This is a genomic window from Rhodopirellula halodulae (genome assembly GCF_020966775.1).
GTDB classification, from domain to species: Bacteria; Planctomycetota; Planctomycetia; order Pirellulales; family Pirellulaceae; genus Rhodopirellula; species Rhodopirellula halodulae.
On the sequence record NZ_JAJKFV010000003.1, the window covers coordinates 43,471 to 65,055 of the forward strand.

The window sequence follows — 21,585 nt, forward strand, 5'->3', positions numbered from 1 at the left end:
GCCAGCACTAGTCGCATTCCAAATCCTTGGCCGATCCCCGATACTGCGGCCGAACACATCCTTTTTCCCACGCGACCAAGACGGTTCGTTCATGTTGCACTCGGCATCCGAAATCCTGAAACAACTTGACTCTGGTGAAGTCACTGCGGTCGAGGTCATCGAACAATCCTTGGCGGCCATTCGCGCGACTCAATCGACCATCAACGCGTACACGCACATCGCGGAAGAATCCGCTTTGGAAGCGGCCCGCCAAGTCGACGCGGACCGTAAGGCCGGAAAAACGCTGGGGCCTTTGGCTGGATTGCCCGTGGCGGTCAAAGACGTTCTGTGCACCTCGGACATGCCCACGACGTGTTCGTCCAAAATGCTACAAGACTTTGTGCCGCCCTACGATGCGACCGTGGTCGCACGATTGAAACATGCGGGGGCGATCGTCGTTGGCAAAACCAACATGGACGAATTTGCCATGGGCGCCAGCACCGAAACCAGCGCCGCAGGCATCACCAGCAACCCTTGGGACACCACCAAAACGCCCGGGGGCAGCAGCGGCGGGGCAGCGGCAGCGATCGCCGCGGGAACGGCTCCGCTGAGCATTGGAACGGACACCGGCGGATCGATCCGCCAACCCGCCGCGTTCTGCGGCATCACCGGATTGAAACCAACCTATGGGCGAGTCAGCCGATACGGACTGGTCGCGTTCGCCAGCAGCTTGGACCAAGCCGGCCCGATGGGCTGGTCGGTCGACGATGTCGCGATTGGACTGCAGGCCATTTCGGGTTACGACCCTCGCGACAGCACCTCCGTCGACGTGGAAGTCCCCGATTACACTCCCGCGATGGCCGCGGAAGACGTTCGAGGCATGCGAGTCGGCGTGCTGCGAGAAGGGTTGGATCAAGACGGAATTTCCCCGGCGGTCCGCGACGCGTTGGCCACGGCGGAATCGGTGCTGCGGGAACAAGGCGCCGAGATCGTCGAAATCGAGCTGCCGCACAGCAAGTATTGGGTGCCGACCTACTACGTCATCGCTCCCTGCGAAGCCAGCAGCAACCTTTCGCGATTCGACGGGGCTCATTACGGATACCGCGTCAGCGATGCGGAAATTGCCAAGGCGGACTCCGGCCCGCTGGAAGCCATGTATTCGCTCAGTCGGGAAGGTGGTTTCGGCAGCGAAGTCAAACGCCGAATCATGGTCGGCACCTACGCACTCAGCGAAGGTTACTACGACGCCTACTACAACCAAGCCCTCAAGGTCCGCCGATTGATCCGAGGCGACTACGACGCGGCCTTCAAACAGTGCGACGTGCTTCTCGGCCCCGTCACGCCATCGCCCGCGTTCACGCTCGGTGAAAAGACCGATGACCCGATCGCCATGTATCTGTGCGACCTCTTCACGGTCGGTGCCAACTTGGCCGGAGTCCCCGCGATCTCGTTGCCAGGCGGTTTCGACGCGACTGGTTTGCCCGTCGGCGTGCAGTTGCAAGCTCCGGTGATGGAAGAGTCGCGATTATTGCGGGCGGGCAACGTGTTCCAGATGGCCAGCGATTTCCATACGCGACGCCCGGCTGTTTTTACTGAAAATCATTCGCAATAAGGTCTTGCCCGAGAGGTTTCGTCCACTTAGATTGGTCGCATGACCGATTCGAAACCCACGCCGGCGAATGATTCGACCTGGACCGAAGCACCTGCGGGTGCGGTGGTTGATGGCGCGACGCCGGTGACTCCCGCGGTGGAATCGGTTCCTTCGGCGACGACCATGTCGACCGGTGGAATGCCCAAAATCATCCGATTCGAGGCCTTGGCTCGATGCGGCGGTGAAATCTGGATCGAAAACGAAGGCCAGATTTACCGGCTCCGCAAGACACGCCAGGGCAAACTGATTCTGACGAAGTGAATTTGGATCCTTCCGTGCATACCAGTGAAACCATTCTCGCAGTCATTCCCGACGCCAACGAGCACGAACGCTTGGTGGTGGCGACTCGATTCATCGAAGTCGCCGAACGCCTGAAGCTGCATTCCGAGATCGAAACGGCGTCGGAACGAGACAACGACGACCGTCCGTTTTGCGAGCAACTCAGCAGCGTTCAATCGCAGCCCATCGTGTTGCGACAAGAAACGTTCAGCGAAGCCGTCGGCTGGTTCGCTCAAAGTTGCGTAGAAATGAGTCGCGATCAGTGGGAGATGATGCGACGCACGTTGGTGCCCGAGACGACTCCCGCCATTCGTCGAAAACGCAGTGTCAGGAGGCCGGCGATGGACGCCGACACGCCATCGGTGTTGCCGTTTCAAGCCACTCGCGCCGTCTCCGCGTGAACGAGTCGCGATTCGGAATTTCGCTGTAGGCCATGTCTCACATGGCGTCCCGGCCGATGCTTTGGAACAAAGCGAGGTGTGGGCGCTGGACCGCGGAGCGATCCGCGACGATTGGGAGTCGTGTTCGATGCTCGTCCGAAGTCTTGACGACTTCGGCTACGGGGGTGGGCGTCCGAATTCTTGGCAAATCCGGCGACGGGATGCGAGATCCAGACTCAGCTTGAGGATGATGCATCCGTGTAGGCCATGTCTCACATGGCGTCCCAGCCGATGCTTTGGAACATAGCGAGGTGTGGGGCGCTGGACCGCGGAGCGATCCGCGACGATCGGGAGGCTCGTCCGAAGTCTTGACGACTTCGGCTACGAGAGTGGGCGTTTGTCGGAATCCGGCTATGGGGTGTCGATCAACAACTTTTGCAATCGGGTGATCGCACTTTGCGTCTGTGCTCGTGAACGGAGCGGTGGGATGCGTTGCACGAACTTGGGGCTCACACCTTTGGACTGCAGAAACTCTTTCAACTTCTTGGGATCACCATCGCGATACGCCTCCGCCGTGTGGTGAACTCGCGGGCCAAACGTTGCGTCCACCAGACGATCAATCACCATCGACCACCAAGTCATCCAATCGTTTTGACGTTTCTCGGATGGGTCCTGGATCGAATTCGATTTCGCATCCGCTTCCGGATTGGTCGACTGTTCGTACATCTGCATTTGCTGCTGGATCTCGCGAGGCCAACAGGGATCCAACGTGGTCGCTTCGAAATGGGTGGCTTGCAGAAAGCTATCCATCGGACAACGTTGCACGAATGCATCCAGCAACGATTGACGCCATGACCCCGGTTCAATGGGCCCGCCCTCGGTGATCTCCAGCGAAATTAAATTGCCCATCTCGACGTAAACCGCTTCCACGGTCGCTTCGAACATGGCCGCCATCGCGGGTGCGGGACGCGAGGTCAGAAGAGATGTGGTCACGCGCTCCAGCAACCAAACCTTTTGCTCCGGTTCCCACATCGAATACCAACGCGGCGGATCGAATTCGACCAGAGGAGCACCGCCCCACAACTGAGTCGGCTCGTTCGTTTCCGCCGGTAACTCATCAGGTTCAGAATTCAACTGATCCACCAGCTCGTCCACCATCATTGCCGCAGCACCGCGGAAAAGATCGGCTTCCGGTCCGACGAGACATCGATTTCCGTTGGTCAGGGGCCACATAGAAAGGTGCCGGATGAGGGGAACAGTTTCTGCAATCGACCCATGTCGTTTTCCGACGCCAAAGCCGAACGCCGCGTGTCATCGATCTCGATGGTGCCGCAATCGGACCTGGAAAGGCCGTCCTGGTGTATCAACAGATTAATCTGTTCCGCGAGCAAGTGGCCAATTTGTCCCCAAGCTCTCAAACGAAGAATCGCGGAAACGGGATCGCGAGCGTGAACAACGGCAAAAACGCGTTGTCCCTGAAGCACCGCGTGCAACGCGACCTCCGCCGAGGTCCGGTCTTTTAGGTCCGGAATCACGACCACCGAAGGATCTGAATCCATCGATTCACGCTGCAATGCGTTCCAACGACACGCCGGCCGGCCATGAGTCTGAGCCGCCCAAACGCCCCACAATCGAGCCAGCGGGCTCTTGTCCAAACTTTTTCGACCGCAATGCACCGTCAACCCGCTGTCGGCTACCAACTGACGCTGCCAAGCCGCCCGTTCCGCGTCCTTCAGATCGTACGCGGTCAAATTCATGGGCGAAGGCACCGCCACGGGACTTGGGGACGCATGTGGCTGCTCGGATTTGCCGGACGCTTTGCCCGATCGTTTCTTTTTGTTCGAGCCGGCTTTTCGGTCCGCAGAATTTTTGTCTGCTGAAGACGATGGCTTCGCTTCGGCTTCATCCGGTGTTGCTGCGGGCTTGTCAAAGAGTTGCTCGCACGCTTGTCGAACCACGGTGGCTCGGGCAAATAGCGGTCGCATCTGCAAACCGCTCATGCGTCGAACATCATCCGCCAACAACAACGCCGACGGCGACGCGATCGCCACTTCCAAACTGTGGTCTTGGACAGCCAAAGGAACCAAGTGATTGGTTTTGCAGAAATCCTCGGGCAAGCATTTCCGCAGACGTTTGTCGAGTGGAATCGACAGTCCCATCGGCGGTTCAAACAGAGGCAACAAGTAGTGCGATGCGTAGGTTGACGCGAGTTTCGACTCGTCCGTCAGACCGCATTGCTCGGCCAAGTTTTCCTCGACCGCTTGATCTTCTGACGTGGTGTCATCCAGTTGCCCCCACATCTCGTCCAGCCAACCGATCGACGGTTGCCCGAAGTCCACCGAAGTTGAATTCATGTTGCCATTTCTTGGTTCAGGTTTCGTGCCTCATCGAAACAAATAGGTCGATTCCGACCGGCGGGCTTGACGAACTGGCGGGATCCTCGGAGAACCTCGCCGTCGTCCGGATTGAACTGACCGAATGTTCCGGTTCTAGGATCTTTACGGATCTCGAACCAAGCGTTCCAACCTGCCAACATGCCGCTTGTGACGGCGACATCGATTTTGCTGCTCGGCGGCGGATCAACGCTGGTCGCTGAACGATCGGTGCGAGCCACTCGTGTTCGGTACAAAATGCAAACGCTGCTCTGACATTCCCACCCGACTGCACGTTCTGATTTGACACCTGCTGCTTTGACACCTTCTGATCGCCCCATCGCATGTTGACTCCGATTGAACTGCCACCCGGTCTGGACACCACGCCCATTCCAACCGAGATCCACGCGATGGTTCATGGCGTCAAGCAACGGATCGAAGCATTCCAAGATCGTTGGGATCGGCCGCAGATCGAACTGTTTGTCGCCGCCGACTATCTGCACGTGTACCAAACCATGCGTTGGGTCGCGGAAACTCAGATGCTCAACAACCAACGGTTCGTCGAATGGGGGTGTGGATTCGCCGCGATCACATGGTTGGCCGCTGCCGTGGGTTGGGATTCCATTGGAATCGAATCAGAACCGGAATTGATTCGCCAAGGCACCACGACACTGAACGATTGGCAGGAAACGCTGGACACAATCGAGGGTGCTGGTCCCACGCCCGAATTGGTCCGAGGCAACTTCCTGCCATCGGGTTCAGAAACCATGGCGGAGGATCCGACGCTGCCCAGCCTGGGGCACTCCATCGAGTCCGCTTATCCGTCGATTGGTTTGCACGTCGAAGATTTCGGCATCATCTACAGCTACCCTTGGCCGGGCGAAGACGACTTCCACGAGTACGTCTTTCACCGCTACGCGGCCTTTGGGGCGGTCATGGTGCTGTTCAAAGGACCCAACGACATGCGAGTGTGGCGAAAAACACGGGGCCGCGGCTGAAACGGGTTGTGGGTGCCCGCATCATGCGGTTATCAACGAGTCGCGTCGTTCGCTTCAAAACGCTACTTCCGCTGTCTTTCACACGTGTTTCCATGCTTCGCCTCGGTGCCGTTTCCTACCTGAATACCAAACCGCTGATCGAAACTTTGCCGGACCACTTGGCATCGCTCGATCAGCACGGACAGCGTGGCGAATTGCGTTTGGACCTGCCGTCGCGATTGGCTCGCGATTTGGCCGCCGGGGAGTTGGACATCGCGTTGATCCCCAGCGTGGAATATTTTCGTGGCGGTGACGAATACGAAATCATTTCAAACGCCGCGATCGCGTGTCGAGGCCCGGTGTGGAGCGTCCGCGTGCTCAGCCGCGTTCCGATGTCGAAGGTTCGAACGTTGGCGTTGGACGAAGGCAGTCGCACCAGCGCAGCAATGTCGCAGATCCTGCTGGCGGAGATGCATGGCATTCGCCCGCAAACCGTCCCGTTTCCAATCGGGGCGTCGCCCGATCAAGTCGACGCGGACGCGTTGCTGATGATTGGTGATCGTGCGATGCACCCGGCACCGGGCAAGTATCAAGAAATTTGGGACCTCGGAGATCGTTGGTGCCGATGGACGGAGTTGCCGTTTGTGTTCGCCATGTGGGTGGCTCGTCGATCCGCCATCGCCGATCCGCAACTTCGTGAATTGATTGAAACCGCTTTGAATACGTCTCGCGATGAAGGCTTGGCTTGCTTCGAGACCATTGCGAAACGAGAAGCCGCCCCGCACGGGCTGACGGTCGAAGACCTACACCGTTACTTCGCTGAGAATCTGCATTTCCAGCTCGGAAACGGCGAGCGATCGGGACTGGCAGCCTTCCGCGAAAAAGCCGAACATCTAGGTTTGGTCCCCGCGTCCCCCCACACCACCCCGTAGGTCCGGTTCCACCGGACAATCCCAGTAGGTCCGGTTCCACCGGACGCTCCGTATACCCAATGCCACCGGACGCCCCCGCCAATCGCCCGTTCCCACCGAACGCCCCACCTGCCCCCACGCTCAACTCCGAACGCTTCCTTCACTGCAACGAACCGATGAACGCTCCCGCAAACTCGAACGCCGTCCAAGACATCCTCGACAAAGCCGTTGCGGGCGACCGTCTGACTCCAGCCGAAGGAGTCACGTTGCTCGAGAGTCATGACCTGGCGGCAATCGGCGCCGCGGCGGAGAAGGTTTCACGAGCCAAACACCCGGAGCCTTATCGCACCTACAACGTCGATCGGAACATCAACTACACCAATGTCTGCACCGCGGTGTGTGACTTCTGTGCTTTCTATCGCGGCCCCAAAAGCGACGAAGGTTACGTGTTGCCGCGAGAAGTGTTGTTGCAGAAGATTCAGGAAACGGTCGACCTCGGCGGCAACCAAATCTTGCTGCAAGGTGGTCTGCATCCCAAGTACAAACTCGACTGGTATGAGGAGATGCTGGGCGACATCAAATCGCGTTTTCCTGATGTCAACGTTCACGGTTTCTCGCCACCGGAACTGCATCACTTCACCAAGGTCAACAAACTACCACTTCGTGAAGTCCTGTCGCGATTGAAGGACGCGGGATTGGGCAGTGTGCCAGGCGGTGGAGCGGAGATTCTCAACGATCGTGTTCGCGCTGAGATCACTCGCGGCAAAGTCATGACGGATGACTGGTTGAACGTCATGCGAGTGTGGCACGAACTGGGTGGGGTCAGCAGCAGCACCATGATGTTTGGCCACGTCGAAACGTTGGAAGAACGCGTCGAGCATCTGGAACGACTGCGAAGCTTGCAAGACGAAACCGGTGGCTTCACCGCGTTCATCTGCTGGACATTCCAACCCGACAACACCGAGATGGATCACATCCGTCCGATGGGATCGTTCGAGTATCTGAAGATGCTGGCGGTTTCTCGATTGTATCTGGACAACATTCCCAACCTTCAAAGTAGTTGGGTCACGCAAGGTTTGAAGATTGGGCAAATGGCGTTGATGTTCGGTGCCAACGACATGGGCAGTTTGATGATCGAAGAAAACGTCGTCGCGGAGGCCGGTACGGTGCACTATTTGTCGTTGCAACAAATTCGTGAGGCAATTGAAGAGCTTGGTTTCATCGCTCGCCAACGCGATGTGCACTACAATTTGGTTGACGAAGCGCTGGAGAAGAAAGCGATCGAAGCCAACGGAGAACAGTCCGCTCGCGAGTTGGTCCAATTGGCGGTGTGACCGAACTTCGGTAGTCTTTCAAACACTGGTGCGAAAGTTGCTTTGAGTTGCTCCAAGTCAGCTTCGTCGTGGCTCATTCGCTGACCATCTTTGATTCACCGCCCGTTCCATCGCCAACCCGACCAAGCGTATGCGATTCCCGCGATCCTCCGGCATCCTTTGTCACATCACCAGTTTGCCGTCTGAGTTGGGCATTGGTGATCTGGGTTCAGCGGCTTACCAGATGGTGGACTTCCTACATGCGGCGGGGCAATCGATTTGGCAAATCTTGCCGCTCAGCCCACCCGCCTACGGTGATTCGCCCTACAGCGCTTACTCCGCGTTTGCGGGCAACCCTTTGCTCATCAGTTTGGAAACGCTGGTCGAAGAGGGCTTGCTCGACGCCGCCGACTTGGAAGGCTTTCCTGAAGGTGATCCCGCGTTCGTCAACTACGGCGCGGTGCATGAATTCAAACTGCCGAAGTTGCGTGTTGCCTACGAACGGTTCTGCGAAGCACCACCCCGCGAGTTCAAAATCGCGTTTGAATTGTTCATCGATGAGAACGATTGGTGGCTCGATGAGTTCTCGTTGTTCGAAGTCTTCATGAACAAGTTCGAGGATTCGCACTGGGCCAATTGGCCAGATGAAATCCGACGACGGGACGCCGATGCCCTGGGGCAAGCCCGCCAAGAACTCTCGCGCGAAATCGATTTTTCGCGATTCAAGCAGTTCTTGTTTGAACGTCAGTGGAATCGCTTGAAGGCTTATGCAAACCAGCAGAGCGTTCAGCTCTGTGGCGACATGCCAATCTTCGTCGCTTACGAGAGCGCTGATGTTTGGGGCAACCAGGACATGTTCGCTCTGAACGAAGACGGCACGCCGAAATTGGTCGCGGGTGTTCCGCCGGATTACTTCAGCGAAACGGGGCAGCTATGGGGCAACCCGCAATACGATTGGGATGCACTGGAAGGAGCCAACTACGCTTGGTGGACGGCTCGTTTCCGACGAGCATTGCAGCAGTTCGATCTGTTGCGTGTTGATCACTTCCGAGGCTTCGAAGCGTATTGGGAAATTCGTTACGGCGCGGAAACGGCGATCGACGGTCAATGGAAAACGGGACCAGGCACCAAGCCGTTCGATGCCGCGACGAAAGAGTTGGGCGAGCTTCCATTTATTGCGGAAGATTTGGGCATGATCACGGACTCAGTGCATGAACTGCGTGAGAAACTTGGCTTCCCCGGGATGCGGGTGCTACAGTTCGGATTCGCCACGATGGAAGATGACTTCCATCGCCCGTCGACTTACACCGAATCCTGCGTGGCTTACACGGGCACGCACGACAATGACACCGTGATGGGTTGGTACCACCTTCGCAAACCGCCCGAAGAGGGCCCGGACCCGTTGGACGATGTGATCCACGGCGAGGAAGACATTCACTGGCAGTTGATTGACGCGGTGATGTCATCCGAAGCCGAAATCGCAATCGTTCCCATCCAAGACGTGCTGGGCTTGGGCAACGAAGCGCGGATGAATTTGCCTGGCGTGGCCAGCGGCAACTGGGCGTGGCGGTTGAAGCCACAAATGTTGACGATGCAACACGCCGAGCGTCTGGCGTCGCTCTGCCAACAACGCGATCGTCTGACCCACGAAGTCACGCCTGCCTGAAAGCCGACGATCGCTGGAACGTTTGGCGGAGCGTTCGATGGAATCCAACCGACGCGTTTTGAAAACGTGCGGTTCTGAATTCTTGACGAATCCGGCTACGGGGTACGGGCGAAGTCTTGACGACTTCGGCTACGGGAGTTTTGTCTGAAGTCTTGTCGACTTCGGTTACAGGTAGCGCGTCCAAATTCGGCAACGGGCGATCGTCTGTAGGTCATGTTTCACATGACGCCCCGACCGATGCTTTGGAACAAAGCGAGGTCTCCACCGTCGGACCGCGGAGCGATCCGCGACATTTGGGAGGCTCGTTCCATGCTCGTCCGAAGTCTTGACGACTTCGGCTACGGGGAGCGCGTCCGAATGCCCGAATTCTTTACGCCGTCGGCGACGGGACGGTTGTCGCCCCGAACAACGACGATCTCTTCAATAACTCCCGGATCGTCGCAATTTGCGACTCATGGGATACCTAAAACGCGACACTTTGAGACGCAAACTCGCTCTGGCGAGGCCTGCGTCACACCTTTCGGGCTCATCGCGTTTCAACGTCCGGGGCTTCCGCGTCTCAATCGAACTCGTACTGAACCGCGCCGCTTCACAAAACGACAGAAAATGGTCTTTTTGCTAGCAAACTGATCGGGTGCCGACCATCGCGGAGGGCGAAACACGAAATAACCGCACAATTCTCCGGTAAACCAGATTCCCCGTCCCGGCGTTGGCACAAAATCTGCAACCTCAACCGCGCACCTTTCGCCGCAACCTAGAGTTGGTGATTGGGCGACTCGCATCAAGACTTTCCCTCCCGGTTCTGGACTGACCATGGCCACCGCTGACTACCACTCTTCGGCCTCTCACGCACTTCCCAACCTCCAAAACACCGCCGCGAATTGGCGGGGGTCGCGGTCGACGGGTGTGAACTGGCGGTCCATCCGCTGGAACGTGAAATGGTTGATGATGGCCTGCAGCGTTGTCGCATTGGCATCCAGTTCGTATTTGGCGTGGTCCTCCTTCACTTCCTCACCGGTCGCTGGGTGCAGCGGCGGTGAGCTGTTCGATTGTGGGCACGTGCTGCACAGTCGTTGGTCGAAAGTTGCTTCCATTCCGGTCAGCGTGCCGGCCATTTTGACTCACGTCGCGATGATCAGTCTGCTTCTGATGCGTCCAACGTCGGCAACCTGGAAGAAGGCTCGCTGGGGGGCAATCGGTGTCGTGGCGTTGACTGCAGGAGGTGCCGCTTTGTGGTTCCTCGGACTGCAAGTTTTCGCCTTGGGGCACCTGTGTCCGTATTGCATGGTCGCGCACTTCGCGGGTCTGATCCTGGCGGGAGCCTTCCTCTACGCTCGTCCACTGCAAACGCCATCGCTGCGTTGGTTGGGAGCTATCTCCGCTGCCGGCCTGTTCATGATGATCGGTTTGCAGTTGGCTGCCGAGACCCCAGAGACTTTCGAAGTCATCGAATACACCGAGTCTTCCGAAGTCTTCGCCGCTCCGGGTGCTGCACCAGCCGAATCCGATGCGGGGGATGATGCCGGCACGAATGAATTGTTCGCTCCCCCATCGTCTGTCAGCTCGCTGAACGAGCAACGTGAACCTGAGAAACTTGTAAGCGACGTGATCGCAACCGTGGCCAACTTTGACGCGAGTGCCTTCACGATGGCGATGGTCAATCCAGCCACCCTGTTGAGTGCAGAAGTCACCGCCGAGACATCTGCCGAAGCCGAACCAACAACGGCCCAGATTTTGGGTGGGGTTCGCCTGTCGACCAAGGACTGGCCATTGATCGGCAATCCCGAAGCTGACATGGTTTTTGTGGAGATGTTCGACTACACGTGCCCACATTGCCAACGCACACATGCATCGCTGGAAGCCGCTCGAGAACACTTCGGCGATCGTTTGGCTGTGATGGCTTTGCCCGTCCCACTGGACGGACAATGCAATCCCGCCATCAAAAGCACCGGTGCCATGCATCGCGAAGCTTGCGATTTGGCGAAACTGGCCGTCGCCGTCTGGATGGTCGATCGTGAAAAGTTTGGCGAATTCCATGCTTACTTGTTCGAGTCCAAACCGAACCATTCGCAAGCGTTGAGCCAAGCATCAAAATTGGTCGACGAAGCCAAGCTGAAATCAACGCTCGCGGGAAAGACACCGTCGGAATACATCGCCAAGCACATTCAGCTTTACCAACGTGCTGGATCGGGAACGATTCCAAAGTTGCTGTTCCCAAAAACAACCACCGTCGGCGCGGTCGAATCTTCGCAGTCAATGATTCGGCTGATCGAGCAAAATTTGGGCGGCTGATCCGAACTACAGAGTCAAACCGCTAGAGCGACCACACTCTACGAATCAATCTTCAGTGCGACGCCACCGATTTCGGGCTGCAATTGAAGTCCACGTTCACCGCCTTCGCCGGTGACCACAAGATGTATTTCCAACGAGTTCTGCGACCGAAGCGGTTGGGAGATTGAATAGATCCCCACTTCTTCGGTCGCGTCGGTTTTCGACCCAACCGTTTCGTCGCGTGCTAATGATTCGCCGTTGAGCCGCACGTCGACCTCGCCGCTCACGGGCTCTTGCAGCTCGATCGAAAGCTTGTCGGTGGGCTCCAATCCAGTCGGGCAATTGAACGATCGGTGGTAAGTGACGTCGAACACATTGTGTGATGCGGCACTTTCCTCATCCAAAATGATCGCCTGCGAATCGGGCAGATCGACTCGTTCTTCGACGTGAATCAGTTGCTGGTTGCAGTAGACTTCTCGTTTCCAGGGACGTTGCAATCGAATGCGATGAGGCATGAGGGGCTCGGCGGGTTGTGGTTCTCGGTTGGTCGATCAAACTTGCCAGTTGATCCAATTGACTGGCGTTGCTTGATAGGAGCTAGCGCTTCTGTCGAGCCGCCATTGGAGCCTTGGCAACGTTCGATCGCCACCCAAGCATCGCGTGACCGAAAGCAGGGGGCCGAGTCCCAGACGCAGCATGCCAACTGGTAGCGGCCAAACACCGAACAAAGACGATGAAGTGAATCCTGACGAATCATTCCAACACGAACAATCCGATCAGGCACCACGCGAGGAGCAACACAGCTTTTCTGGCCGCACGTTCCACCTGACGGTTTCATACGACGGAAGCAACTACTGCGGTTGGCAGGTCCAACCCGATCATGTTTCCGTGCAGGCCGAGATCGAAAACGTCGTGCGACCTTTGGCGGGCAAGCCTGTCCGAGTGCTCGGGAGTGGCCGAACGGACGCGGGCGTTCACGCGGTGGGACAAGTCGCCCGATGCCAACTGTCAAACTGGTCGGCGGGGCCCGACGCATTGATGCGAGCCATCAACAGCAAACTACCCGACGACATTCGAGTTCGGGAAGTCCGCGAAACGCGTGAGCGTTTTCATCCGATCGCCGATGCGATCGGAAAACAGTATCAGTATCTCGTTCAAGTGGGCGGCGGACGCGATCCCTTTTTTCATCGATACGTCCATCGCGTGCCGGGACCGCTGGATCATGACAAGATGCAAGCCGCGGCGGAGAAATTCGTCGGCCGTCACGACTTTCGTGCGTTCCAAGGAACGGGAGCGGAACGTCCGTCGACGGTCCGCACGATCGATTCCGCCAAGTGGCTACTACGAGAGATCAGCGGTCCAACCGGCGTTCCTTTGGAGGGCGAACATTGGTGCTTTCAAATTGAAGGCGAAGGCTTCCTTTACAACATGGTTCGCAACTTGATCGGAACCATGTTGGAGGTCGGTCGCGGCAAGCAAAGTTTGGACTGGATCGATCATGTGCTCGACAGTCGCGATCGCAAGCAGGCTGGACCGACCGCACCGCCGCAGGGTCTGTACCTGTGCCGCGTCGACTATCCGGACGAAATCTTTGTGCTGGACTGAGAGGGTTTTCCCAAGTCCATCGAGCTGATGGGCGAAGCGTCCGTGGCCGTCTTCACAATGTTCATCAAAACTTCATCCCCACGCATCAGAAACACCGTGATTTGCGGGCTTTTCGAAGGAAACTGTTGCTTCGATAAATCGGGGTCGATTGGTAAACTGCACGCACCGGTTTCACTCTTATTGATGCGAAATTTCTATGTCTGGCGAGAGCCCTCCCGCCTCAGCACCCATTCTCGACGAGGAAAGTCGATCGCTCGTGCGACGATCCATCGCCGCCGGTGTTGTGACATTGGATGAGATCAAGACCGTGGTTGCTTCGCTGATGGCGGATGACCGAAAGTTCACCCCACAACGCCTCGCGGATGGCATGATGAACGCGGGGCTGCTGACTCATTGGCAGTCCAGCAAGCTTCTTGCGGGAAAGAGCAAAGGCTTCTTCCTGGGCGCGTACAAATTGCTTCGGCCGCTGGGCAAAGGCGGCATGGGCATGGTGTACCTGGGGGAACACAACGTCATGAAGCGGCAGATGGCGTTGAAGATTCTGAATTCCGATTCCAGTCGCGACGAACGTCGTATTCAGCGGTTTCAAGAAGAAGCCCGAGCGTCAGCGCAATTGGATCATTCAAACATCGTCCGCGCGTATGACTTCAATCAATCCAACGGCAAGCTCTACATCGTCATGGAGTACGTCGACGGAATTGACATGCATCAAGTGGTCGCGCGCGATGGCGTCATGTCCGTCGCCGCCGCATTGGACGCGGTTTACCAAGCCGCCAATGGTTTGGCTCACGCGCACGAACGCGGGATCATTCACCGCGACATCAAACCATCCAACCTGATGTTGCGAAGTGATGGCGTGGTCAAAGTCAGCGACATGGGGCTGGCACGCATTGGTTGGTCAGAAAGCACCGGCGATCCAAATAAGCGACGACTGACGGGGACCGCCGACTTCGTCGCACCCGAGCAAGCGCTGAACAGTCACAGCGTGGATGCGCGAGCCGACATTTATTCGCTCGGCTGCACGTTGTTCTTCCTGCTGACGGGCCGACCACCGTTCAAGGGCGACACGGTCGCACAGCGTTTGGCCAAACATCAAACCGCCCCCATCCCGGACGTTCGCAAACTTCGACCGGACTGTCCCGAACCGCTCGCTCATTTGCTCACGCGAATGATGGCAAAGAAGCCCGCAGACCGTCCCCCGTCGGCTTTGGAATTGATCGGTCAATTCGATCGCATCCGTCGCTCCGCAGGATTGAAACAAAAGAATCATCAACCGCTCGCCGCGATCGCATCGACCCAAGACACCTTGGCCGATAGTCAGCTCTACCAAGCGACGATGGAGGACCAATCAGTCTTCAGCGGCTCCGACCCGGACGAATCGATTTACGAACCCGAAGAATTCGACTTCAGCACGCTGCCTGACATTGGTGCCGCGACCACCCCGAGTGCCTTTCCCGGAAGCACCGCCGGCTTGCCGCCGTCGCCGCCGATGCCCGCGTCCAGTTTGCCTTCCTCCAAAACATCAACGCCCCGCGACAACGACCAGAGCCAAACGCTGATGCTGGGGATGGGATTGGCAATCGCAGTCATCGCATTGATGACGGTCGTCGGAATGGCTGTCTACACGATCTCGAAGCCTGAAGACAAAGCGTCTCCCAAGATCAAGGCGATGGAAAGTGGCAAGCAGGTTGTCGTGATTGAGGGCGGTTGAATCCTCGGAAAAATTTGAACAGCTTGTTATGATTGCATCCGCTGGACTGGGCGGCCGCCGAAGAGGTCGAACTGGATCCCCTTCCGAACAAAGACCGACTGCACTGGTGACCGATAGCTCCGCCCAACTGATTCTCGCCACCGGCAGCCGAGCTGGTTTAGTGGCACCGATCCACACCGGTTACTACATGATCGGTCGGGATCGTGAATGTCAGATTCGGCCCAAGAGTCGATCGGTCAGTCGGCGGCATTGCTTGCTGCACTGGGAAATTCCCGATGGCTCGCCGCCGCGTTTTCGAATCTTCGATCTGGACAGCACCAGCGGCACTCGGGTCGATGGCACTCGCATACCAAAACGCACGTGGGTCGAACTGGTCGACGGCGCCGAGCTTCGCTGCGGAAAAATCGCGTTCGAACTGACGATCCAAGACGGAACGCGAATCGATGCCGGGTCGATTCGCACCGATGCTGAAAAAACATCTTCGGCCACGGTCAGCAGTGCTGACACGGTGATCAGCGATCCGGAATCGCAGACTCTGCCCGGCGTTGAGCCAGCCGTTTCGCGAGGAATTGCCGAATCCACCAACGCGAAGATCGACGCCAAACCGGCACGAAAACAACGCTCGGAAACGCCAGCTTTCTCGTTGATTCAAGGTGAGGCTTGGCAGGAAGTCGACATCGCGTCGTTCTTGCAGGCCGAAGACGACGTCGCCCGCGAAGCTCGCTATGACAACATCCGAGCGAAGACGGCGGCTCAAGACGCAGCCGCATCGGAGTCAGGAATCTTCGACGCGGATGAAGATTTTTTTGACGATGACGTGGCGGACAACGAAACGAATGCTCCATCTAGCCAACGAGACGCTGATCGCGGTTCGACCTCGAACTCGGCACCTTCGCGGGCGGCTAAGCGGGCCTCGAGCGGCGGTCCCAGCGTCTTGCAACGCATCGATTGGGACAAAGTCAAGCTGTTGGCGGCCTGCGTGATGACGGTTGGCGTCATCGTGTTTGGTGCCTACCAAGCCGTTCAATTCTGGAGCGGACCCGAAGTGCGGATTGTGGACGGAATCGACTGATGGGGGTCAAGGCGGATGCACTGATCGCAACTATACTGCTCCGCATATGGCATCCGACCCCCGCTCTACCGACGCGTTGCAATTCGACGCAGCCAACCTCGGCAACGAACCGTGCGCGGTTTCGGTGAGTTCCCACGATGGTGGGATTGCGATCGCGGGGGAGGCGGTGCCCACAAATTCCGCGACCAACGCAGCTTGTGAACACCCCGGCGAAGACTCGGACCGAACCGGCGGAACCGCGAAATGGAAGCGAGCGTTCAGCTTTGCCCAAACCGTCGGCTTCGCATTCGGAATTGTCGCCCTGCAAATGGCACAAGGCATCTTGCTCGCCCGACTGCTGGGTCCGGTGGGGCGAGGCGAATACGCCACGACGGTGCTGTACGTTCAGATGCTACTCTACGTCGGGTTGTTCGGCGGCTTGGAAGTTATCTGCCGATACGCTGCCGACAAGACCGTCGAAACGGTTCAACTCCGCCGAGCGGCGATGTGGCTGGGGTTGACCACCGGCGTGATCACCACCGGGTTGGTGTTGGCCTGCAACCTGATCGCACTGCCCGATGAAAAGGCGTATCTGATGACGCTGGGATGCATCTGTGCGTTCAGTGTCATCGGCCAACATGTGATGTTGATCATGACCGCCGTCGACCGCGGTGCAGGCGACTTCACACCTTACAACATTCGGCGTTTCATCGCGGCTGCCGCATTCCCCGCGTTGTTGCTGGTGGCGGCGTTGTTGACCGAAGTCACGCTGCATCTCGCCTGCGGTTTGTTCGTAATCGCATCGGTGATCTCGATCGCGGCTTGTTTGATTGGATTGCCCAAACCGCTGACCGGACCCAGCGAACCACGCGTCGATCGATTGCTGAAAGAAAGCCGTCCGTACGGAATCTCTATGTTGGCCACGGACCTCTTTGAGCGTTTGGATTTGTTGTTGGTCATGTGGTTGGTGCCGTTGCTCACGCAAGGCTACTACGCCGCGATGGTTCCCGTGGTCTATCCGCTGACCGTGATTCCAAACACGCTGGGGATCTTTCTTTTCAACACCGCCGCCGACCGGAACCAACGACTCAAGACATCCGACGTTCATCGCATTCTCGGTGGATCATTCGCAATCCAAACGCTGTCCACCGTCGCCTTCATGGTGCTGATTGGCCCGCTGGTTCGATTGGTTTACGGGGAAGACTTCGCCCCGGCGATTGTCTTCGCTTTGTGGCTGGCACCCGTTTCTGCGATCAAAGGCGTGCTGCAGGGCCTCGACAGTTATGTCAAAGGCCGCGGGAAGCCGCTGGCGCCCATTCGTTGCCGAATTGTGGCTGCCGCAGTGATGCTTGCGATCACGTTCGCGTTTGTCGGAACTCATGGTGCCATCGCGATTGCTGTGGCCGCTCTCGTCGGTCAGGTCATCTGCTTGGTCTGGCTATCCGCCATCGTCTACGCGGACGTTCGCGAACAAGAGCAATCGCTCGCCTGACAACTCATTTCGGTCGGCGTTCTTCCAACCAAGGCAGATTTGGCACTCGGTCAGGTTGCTGCTTTGCCCAATCCGGAACCGGAAACCAACGCAAACCGCTGTATCGCGGATAGGTTTCCCAGACATCGCCTTCGTTGTCCGAGACCACGCGAGGATCACCGGTTTTCGTCAGGTAGTCGTTCAGACGCCGCAGCAAGGATTGCTTCGCTTCTTCATGCTCCGCCGAGTCGGCCAAGTTGTTCAAGCAAGCGGGATCATTCTGGATGTCGTACAGTTCCACCGCCGGGCGTTTGCTGACCGCCCAGTCCAAATACTTTGAAAGCTCGTCATCCGCGTGATGATCGACCAAGAAAGTCAGTGATGGCGAGCCATCGATGTCGTGGTACCCTTCGTGCATCGGCCCCTGCTTCTCCGCGAGAATCGCTTGTTTGTTTGGATAGCTACCCGATCCAAATTTTTGCGGTGCACCCGCCGGCCAACGTTCCGGACGAAAGTTTCGAATCAGCAGGTGCTTCTGTGTGCGAATGCAACGTTGCGGATAACCGAGCGTCGCGTATCGGACGGACGAGTGACGTTCGCGACCGGAGAAAATCGCATCGCGTTGAGGCTCCACATGGCCGGTCCGGTCTGACTGCAGCAACGACATCAAACTGCTCCCGCTCAGCGGCGTTGACTCAGGTGGCGACACTTTCGAAGCGTCATAAATGGTCGCGGTGAGATCGATCAAGTTGACCAAATCATCCACTTCGCGCCCTGCTGGCACACGGGCTGGCCAACTGACCGCCAATGGCATGTGGATGCCGTATTCGTAGACGTTCGCTTTCGCCCGCGGGAAAGCCATTCCGTTGTCACTGGTCACGATGACCAATGTGTTCTCAAGCTCTCCTTTTGATTCCAGCAGATCCAACATACGCCCGAGGTGGTCATCGTACCACTGGATTTCAAAACAGTAGTCCAGGATATCGCTGCGGATCTCTGGCGTGTCAGGCAGAAACGCGGGGACCTGCACTGTCGACGGATCCATGCCATTCTGGATGCCAATGCCGTTTTCAAAACTGCGATGCGGCTCGTGGCTGCCGAACCAAAAACTGAACGGTGCGTCGTCGGGTTTGGCGTTCAAGAACGCTTCGAAATTCTTCGCGTAGTCGGTTGCGCTGATGCCGCCGGGAGACTTCATCTTCGCTTTTGAGAAACTCGGCCCAGCCGGATTGCGATCCCGTCCACTGATCTTCCAATTGCCCGGGCCCCAACCTTTGCCGGTGTAACCGACGTGGTAACCCGAGTCCTCCAGGCGATCTTGATAGACCTCGTACTTCGTCGAGAACGAACTGGCGTGCGTCCCCGCATGTTCGATTTGCCAGATGTTGCGTCCGGTCAAAAACGCCGCTCGCATGGGGCTGCATCCGGGCGACGGCGTGAACGCGTTGTGGAAGAGAACTCCGCTTTTTGCGACCCGATCGAAAGCCGGTGTTTGAATCGATTCACAACCGTACGCCGACGCGTGCGGGTACGACTGGTCGTCGGAGATCACGACCAAGACATTCGGCCGCTGATCGTTTGATGGTTGATCGGCAAAGGCTTGATCGCCACACGGAACGATCATGCAGCACAACAAAACAGCAGCAATCGATGCCGCGGGACCAATCTGCAGGCACGCAATCAAACGCAATTGAAACAAGGTGGGGATCCTCAGCGTGAAAACTCGTGAGCCTTGCTGTCGCTTGCGCAGATCGCTCGCCAGCAAAGAAGCTCAATCAATGCAGAGCAATCGTAGCGGAGAACCAACGCGGATGCTTGCTCCGCCGGCTAGTATTTGCATTCGTGATCGGCAGATCACTGAAGAACTTGAATCTGACGCAGATCGCTGTTCACCGGTGCTCCGGCCAACAAAGCTTTCAGTTTCATCAAAGCCGGAACTTCGTCGTTGGCTTCTTCCCCAGGCGGGCTGCCCCAGAACCATCGTTCGCCGTCTTCCCGAGCGATCTCCAATTGCACGACGGGGTTCTGATGCAGGTCCCCGTGGACGCCAATGCTTTGCAATTTCAATTCTTCGCGATGCGGGGCCAACAACCGAGCCAACAACGCGGCGGAGTGAACGCGGGTGTCTCCGAAAGGAGTCCCCAAACGTCCGGTGTGATACGCACCGGGAACGATGATGTGCAGATAGTTTTCGGTCTCCGACGGTGCAAAGTCACTGGGCAGCAACGTGCCTTCGCCGTCCACGACCAAAAAACCCGGGCCGGTCTTCGGATCCACGACGTAAACCATCGCAACTGGCAACCGATAGTCCAGCCGCACGTCCAATTGGCCTTTGGCTTTTTTGCGAACGCCCACCACGCGATGGACCCAAGGATGACTGGCAAACGCCGATGCAACCTTGGCCGTGACTTGCGTGTCCAACAACGACATGTCTTTCATCGCCGTCTCGGAATACACCGATTCGACGATGTCGGTTCGGACGTAATCAGGCGGCGGTGTGACCGAGATCTGTTGTACCTGAATGCCGTGCCAAGTCGCCGCGTAGTAGTCGGCACCCCACGTTTGCCAAGCCGCGTAGCCGACCACCAATAGAATGGCGGGCCACAAGATCGACAGCACGGCGGGCGCCGCGATCAAGCCACGCACCCATCCGACCGTCGTGGACGGTTCTTCGGCGACTCGATCGCGTTTGCGTCGAATCAGCTTCGGGCGTTTTTCGGATGGAGGCGACTCGCTCATCCGAGTACGGTTACCAAATTTGCAGATTCAACTGCAAGTCGATCCCGGTTTGCATCAGAACCTGTTCGCGAACGCGGCCAATCAGCTTCACGCACTGCTCGCTGGTCGCGTTTTCATGAGCGATCAAGTAGTGGGGTGCGTTCGAGTCCAACGACACGTCGCCTTCACGAACCCCCGCCAATCCGGTGCTGTTGATCAATTCGCTGACCGACGTGGTGTCGGGATCGATAAACGGCATCGCGATGCGGTTGGATTCGGATGGCCGGCGTTGCCCTCGGTGAATCCAAAGTTTCTGCATGCGTTTGGTCAATGCCGAGACCTCTTTGGGTTCCAGCGAGAACGTGACGGAAAGCACCACGGTTCCCATCAACGTGGATTGACGGTGTGCGAAACCCGCTTCTTCGCCAGAGATCGTTTTGCGTTTGCCTTCTTCGTCGATGATTTCGATCGATTCGACTACGGAGCCGATGTCACGACCTTCCGCAGAAACGTTTCCAACGACCGCCGCACCGATGCTGCCCGGAATTCCGATCAGGTGCTCCAGCCCGCCCAGTCCTTCGCCGACGGTCTTGATCACCGCGTGAGTCAACTTGGCTCCCGCACCGGCGACCAGTTTCTGTCCTTGAATTTCCAGGTTGCTGGTTGCGGGAGACGCCAACGTGATGACCAATCCATCAAAACCGGCTTCGCGGACCAACACGTTGCTTCCCTGCCCCAGCACCCGAAGCGCCAAGCCTTTTTCGCGAGCGACGGCGTAAAGCTTCTCGATCTGCTCGATCTCGACCGGTTCGGCCAAGAAACGTGCTGGGCCACCAATGCCCAACCACAGAGTCTCACGCAGTGGTTGGTTCTCGCGGACCACGTGCTGGAGTTCAGCGGGGAAAAATTCAGTGATTGTTTCGGAAGGAGCGGAGGACACGTCGATCATTTGCCGGTGCGAGTACTGAAAGCCGACACCCCGGGGTGCGGCACGCGAACGCCAGTTTCGCAGTCTCAGCCGAAATTGGCAATCTGGATTCCCGTACAGAAAACGTCCTGGAAAACGCCGCGTTGAAGACTCTCAGCCTCGACATTCGTCAGGCACGGCCTGACCTACCGGTTATCGCGTAGTAGTTGCTCTATCTCTAATTGTCATGCTTTTGTATGCTCTCGGCATCTCGTACAGGAGGATCAGAGATGCCAGGTACATCAAGGAAGTATGTCGTAGAA

18 protein-coding genes are annotated in these 21,585 nt (G+C 57.5%); 12 read left to right on the forward strand and 6 right to left on the reverse strand.

Annotated elements, in window-relative coordinates:
* Positions 1 to 91 precede the first annotated feature (91 nt).
* Genes gatA through LOC70_RS03840 form a run of 3 tightly spaced genes read left to right on the forward strand, consistent with a single transcriptional unit; the run spans position 92 to position 2,310 of the window.
* Entirely contained in the window at positions 92 to 1,591 is a 1,500-nt protein-coding gene (gene gatA / locus LOC70_RS03830) for an Asp-tRNA(Asn)/Glu-tRNA(Gln) amidotransferase subunit GatA (RefSeq protein WP_230251950.1), read from the forward strand.
* A 39-nt stretch (positions 1,592 to 1,630) separates the two neighbouring features.
* Positions 1,631 to 1,891, forward strand: a complete 261-nt coding sequence (locus LOC70_RS03835) for a hemin uptake protein HemP (RefSeq protein ID WP_230251951.1) — start codon at positions 1,631 to 1,633, stop codon at positions 1,889 to 1,891.
* A complete protein-coding gene (locus LOC70_RS03840; RefSeq protein ID WP_230251953.1) occupies positions 1,888 to 2,310 on the forward strand; it encodes a hypothetical protein in 423 nt (140 codons plus the stop codon). The genes LOC70_RS03835 and LOC70_RS03840 overlap by 4 nt, the downstream gene beginning before the upstream one ends.
* Positions 2,311 to 2,700: 390 nt before the next feature.
* On the opposite strand, the gene LOC70_RS03845 is transcribed toward LOC70_RS03840, so the two are convergent.
* Together LOC70_RS03845 and LOC70_RS03850 are read right to left on the reverse strand one after the other, a co-directional pair.
* A complete protein-coding gene (locus LOC70_RS03845; RefSeq protein ID WP_230251955.1) occupies positions 2,701 to 3,522 on the reverse strand; it encodes a hypothetical protein in 822 nt (273 codons plus the stop codon).
* Positions 3,510 to 4,643 (reverse strand): ATPase, T2SS/T4P/T4SS family, encoded by a 1,134-nt coding sequence (locus LOC70_RS03850; protein ID WP_230251956.1) that lies wholly within the window; start codon positions 4,641 to 4,643, stop codon positions 3,510 to 3,512. The genes LOC70_RS03845 and LOC70_RS03850 overlap by 13 nt, the downstream gene beginning before the upstream one ends.
* A 362-nt stretch (positions 4,644 to 5,005) precedes the next feature.
* On the opposite strand from LOC70_RS03850, the gene LOC70_RS03855 reads away from it, so the two are divergent.
* From LOC70_RS03855 to LOC70_RS03875, 5 genes are all read left to right on the forward strand, one after another.
* Positions 5,006 to 5,659, forward strand: a complete 654-nt coding sequence (locus tag LOC70_RS03855) for a class I SAM-dependent methyltransferase (RefSeq protein WP_230251957.1) — start codon at positions 5,006 to 5,008, stop codon at positions 5,657 to 5,659.
* A 92-nt stretch (positions 5,660 to 5,751) separates the two neighbouring features.
* Positions 5,752 to 6,570, forward strand: coding sequence for a menaquinone biosynthetic enzyme MqnA/MqnD family protein (locus LOC70_RS03860; RefSeq protein ID WP_230251973.1), 819 nt, complete (start codon positions 5,752 to 5,754; stop codon positions 6,568 to 6,570).
* Positions 6,571 to 6,725: 155 nt separating this feature from the next.
* Positions 6,726 to 7,883, forward strand: coding sequence for a cyclic dehypoxanthinyl futalosine synthase (gene mqnC, locus LOC70_RS03865; RefSeq protein ID WP_230251958.1), 1,158 nt, complete (start codon positions 6,726 to 6,728; stop codon positions 7,881 to 7,883).
* Positions 7,884 to 8,013: 130 nt separating this feature from the next.
* The gene (gene malQ, locus LOC70_RS03870) at positions 8,014 to 9,528 is read left to right on the forward strand and encodes a 4-alpha-glucanotransferase (protein ID WP_230251959.1); all 1,515 of its coding nucleotides are present in this window, start codon (positions 8,014 to 8,016) and stop codon (positions 9,526 to 9,528) included.
* 813 nt (positions 9,529 to 10,341) lie between these two features.
* Entirely contained in the window at positions 10,342 to 11,820 is a 1,479-nt protein-coding gene (locus LOC70_RS03875) for a vitamin K epoxide reductase family protein (RefSeq protein ID WP_230251960.1), read from the forward strand.
* Positions 11,821 to 11,858: 38 nt separating this feature from the next.
* Here LOC70_RS03875 and LOC70_RS03880 read toward each other — a convergent pair whose 3' ends face one another.
* Positions 11,859 to 12,314, reverse strand: coding sequence for a hypothetical protein (locus tag LOC70_RS03880; protein ID WP_230251961.1), 456 nt, complete (start codon positions 12,312 to 12,314; stop codon positions 11,859 to 11,861).
* A gap of 181 nt (positions 12,315 to 12,495) precedes the next feature.
* Between LOC70_RS03880 and truA the strand changes: the two genes are divergently transcribed.
* From truA to LOC70_RS03900, 4 genes are all read left to right on the forward strand, one after another.
* On the forward strand, positions 12,496 to 13,404 hold the full coding sequence (gene truA / locus LOC70_RS03885) for a tRNA pseudouridine(38-40) synthase TruA (RefSeq protein ID WP_230251962.1): 909 nt from the start codon (positions 12,496 to 12,498) through the stop codon (positions 13,402 to 13,404).
* A 256-nt stretch (positions 13,405 to 13,660) separates the two neighbouring features.
* Positions 13,661 to 15,115: a serine/threonine protein kinase gene (locus tag LOC70_RS03890; protein ID WP_230251963.1), complete on the forward strand. Its 1,455-nt coding sequence runs from the start codon at positions 13,661 to 13,663 to the stop codon at positions 15,113 to 15,115.
* A gap of 106 nt (positions 15,116 to 15,221) precedes the next feature.
* Positions 15,222 to 16,187: an FHA domain-containing protein gene (locus tag LOC70_RS03895; RefSeq protein WP_230251964.1), complete on the forward strand. Its 966-nt coding sequence runs from the start codon at positions 15,222 to 15,224 to the stop codon at positions 16,185 to 16,187.
* Positions 16,188 to 16,311: 124 nt separating this feature from the next.
* A complete protein-coding gene (locus LOC70_RS03900; RefSeq protein WP_230251965.1) occupies positions 16,312 to 17,658 on the forward strand; it encodes a lipopolysaccharide biosynthesis protein in 1,347 nt (448 codons plus the stop codon).
* 4 nt (positions 17,659 to 17,662) lie between these two features.
* Here the strand turns inward: LOC70_RS03900 and LOC70_RS03905 are convergent, their stop codons facing one another.
* The 3 genes from LOC70_RS03905 to LOC70_RS03915 all read right to left on the reverse strand — a co-directional run bounded on the left by LOC70_RS03905 (position 17,663) and on the right by LOC70_RS03915 (position 21,295).
* A complete protein-coding gene (locus LOC70_RS03905) occupies positions 17,663 to 19,336 on the reverse strand; it encodes a sulfatase family protein (protein ID WP_230251966.1) in 1,674 nt (557 codons plus the stop codon).
* Positions 19,337 to 19,491: 155 nt separating this feature from the next.
* Entirely contained in the window at positions 19,492 to 20,376 is an 885-nt protein-coding gene (locus tag LOC70_RS03910) for a hypothetical protein (protein WP_230251967.1), read from the reverse strand.
* A 10-nt stretch (positions 20,377 to 20,386) separates the two neighbouring features.
* Entirely contained in the window at positions 20,387 to 21,295 is a 909-nt protein-coding gene (locus LOC70_RS03915) for a UDP-N-acetylmuramate dehydrogenase (protein ID WP_230251969.1), read from the reverse strand.
* Positions 21,296 to 21,585: the final 290 nt, after the last annotated feature.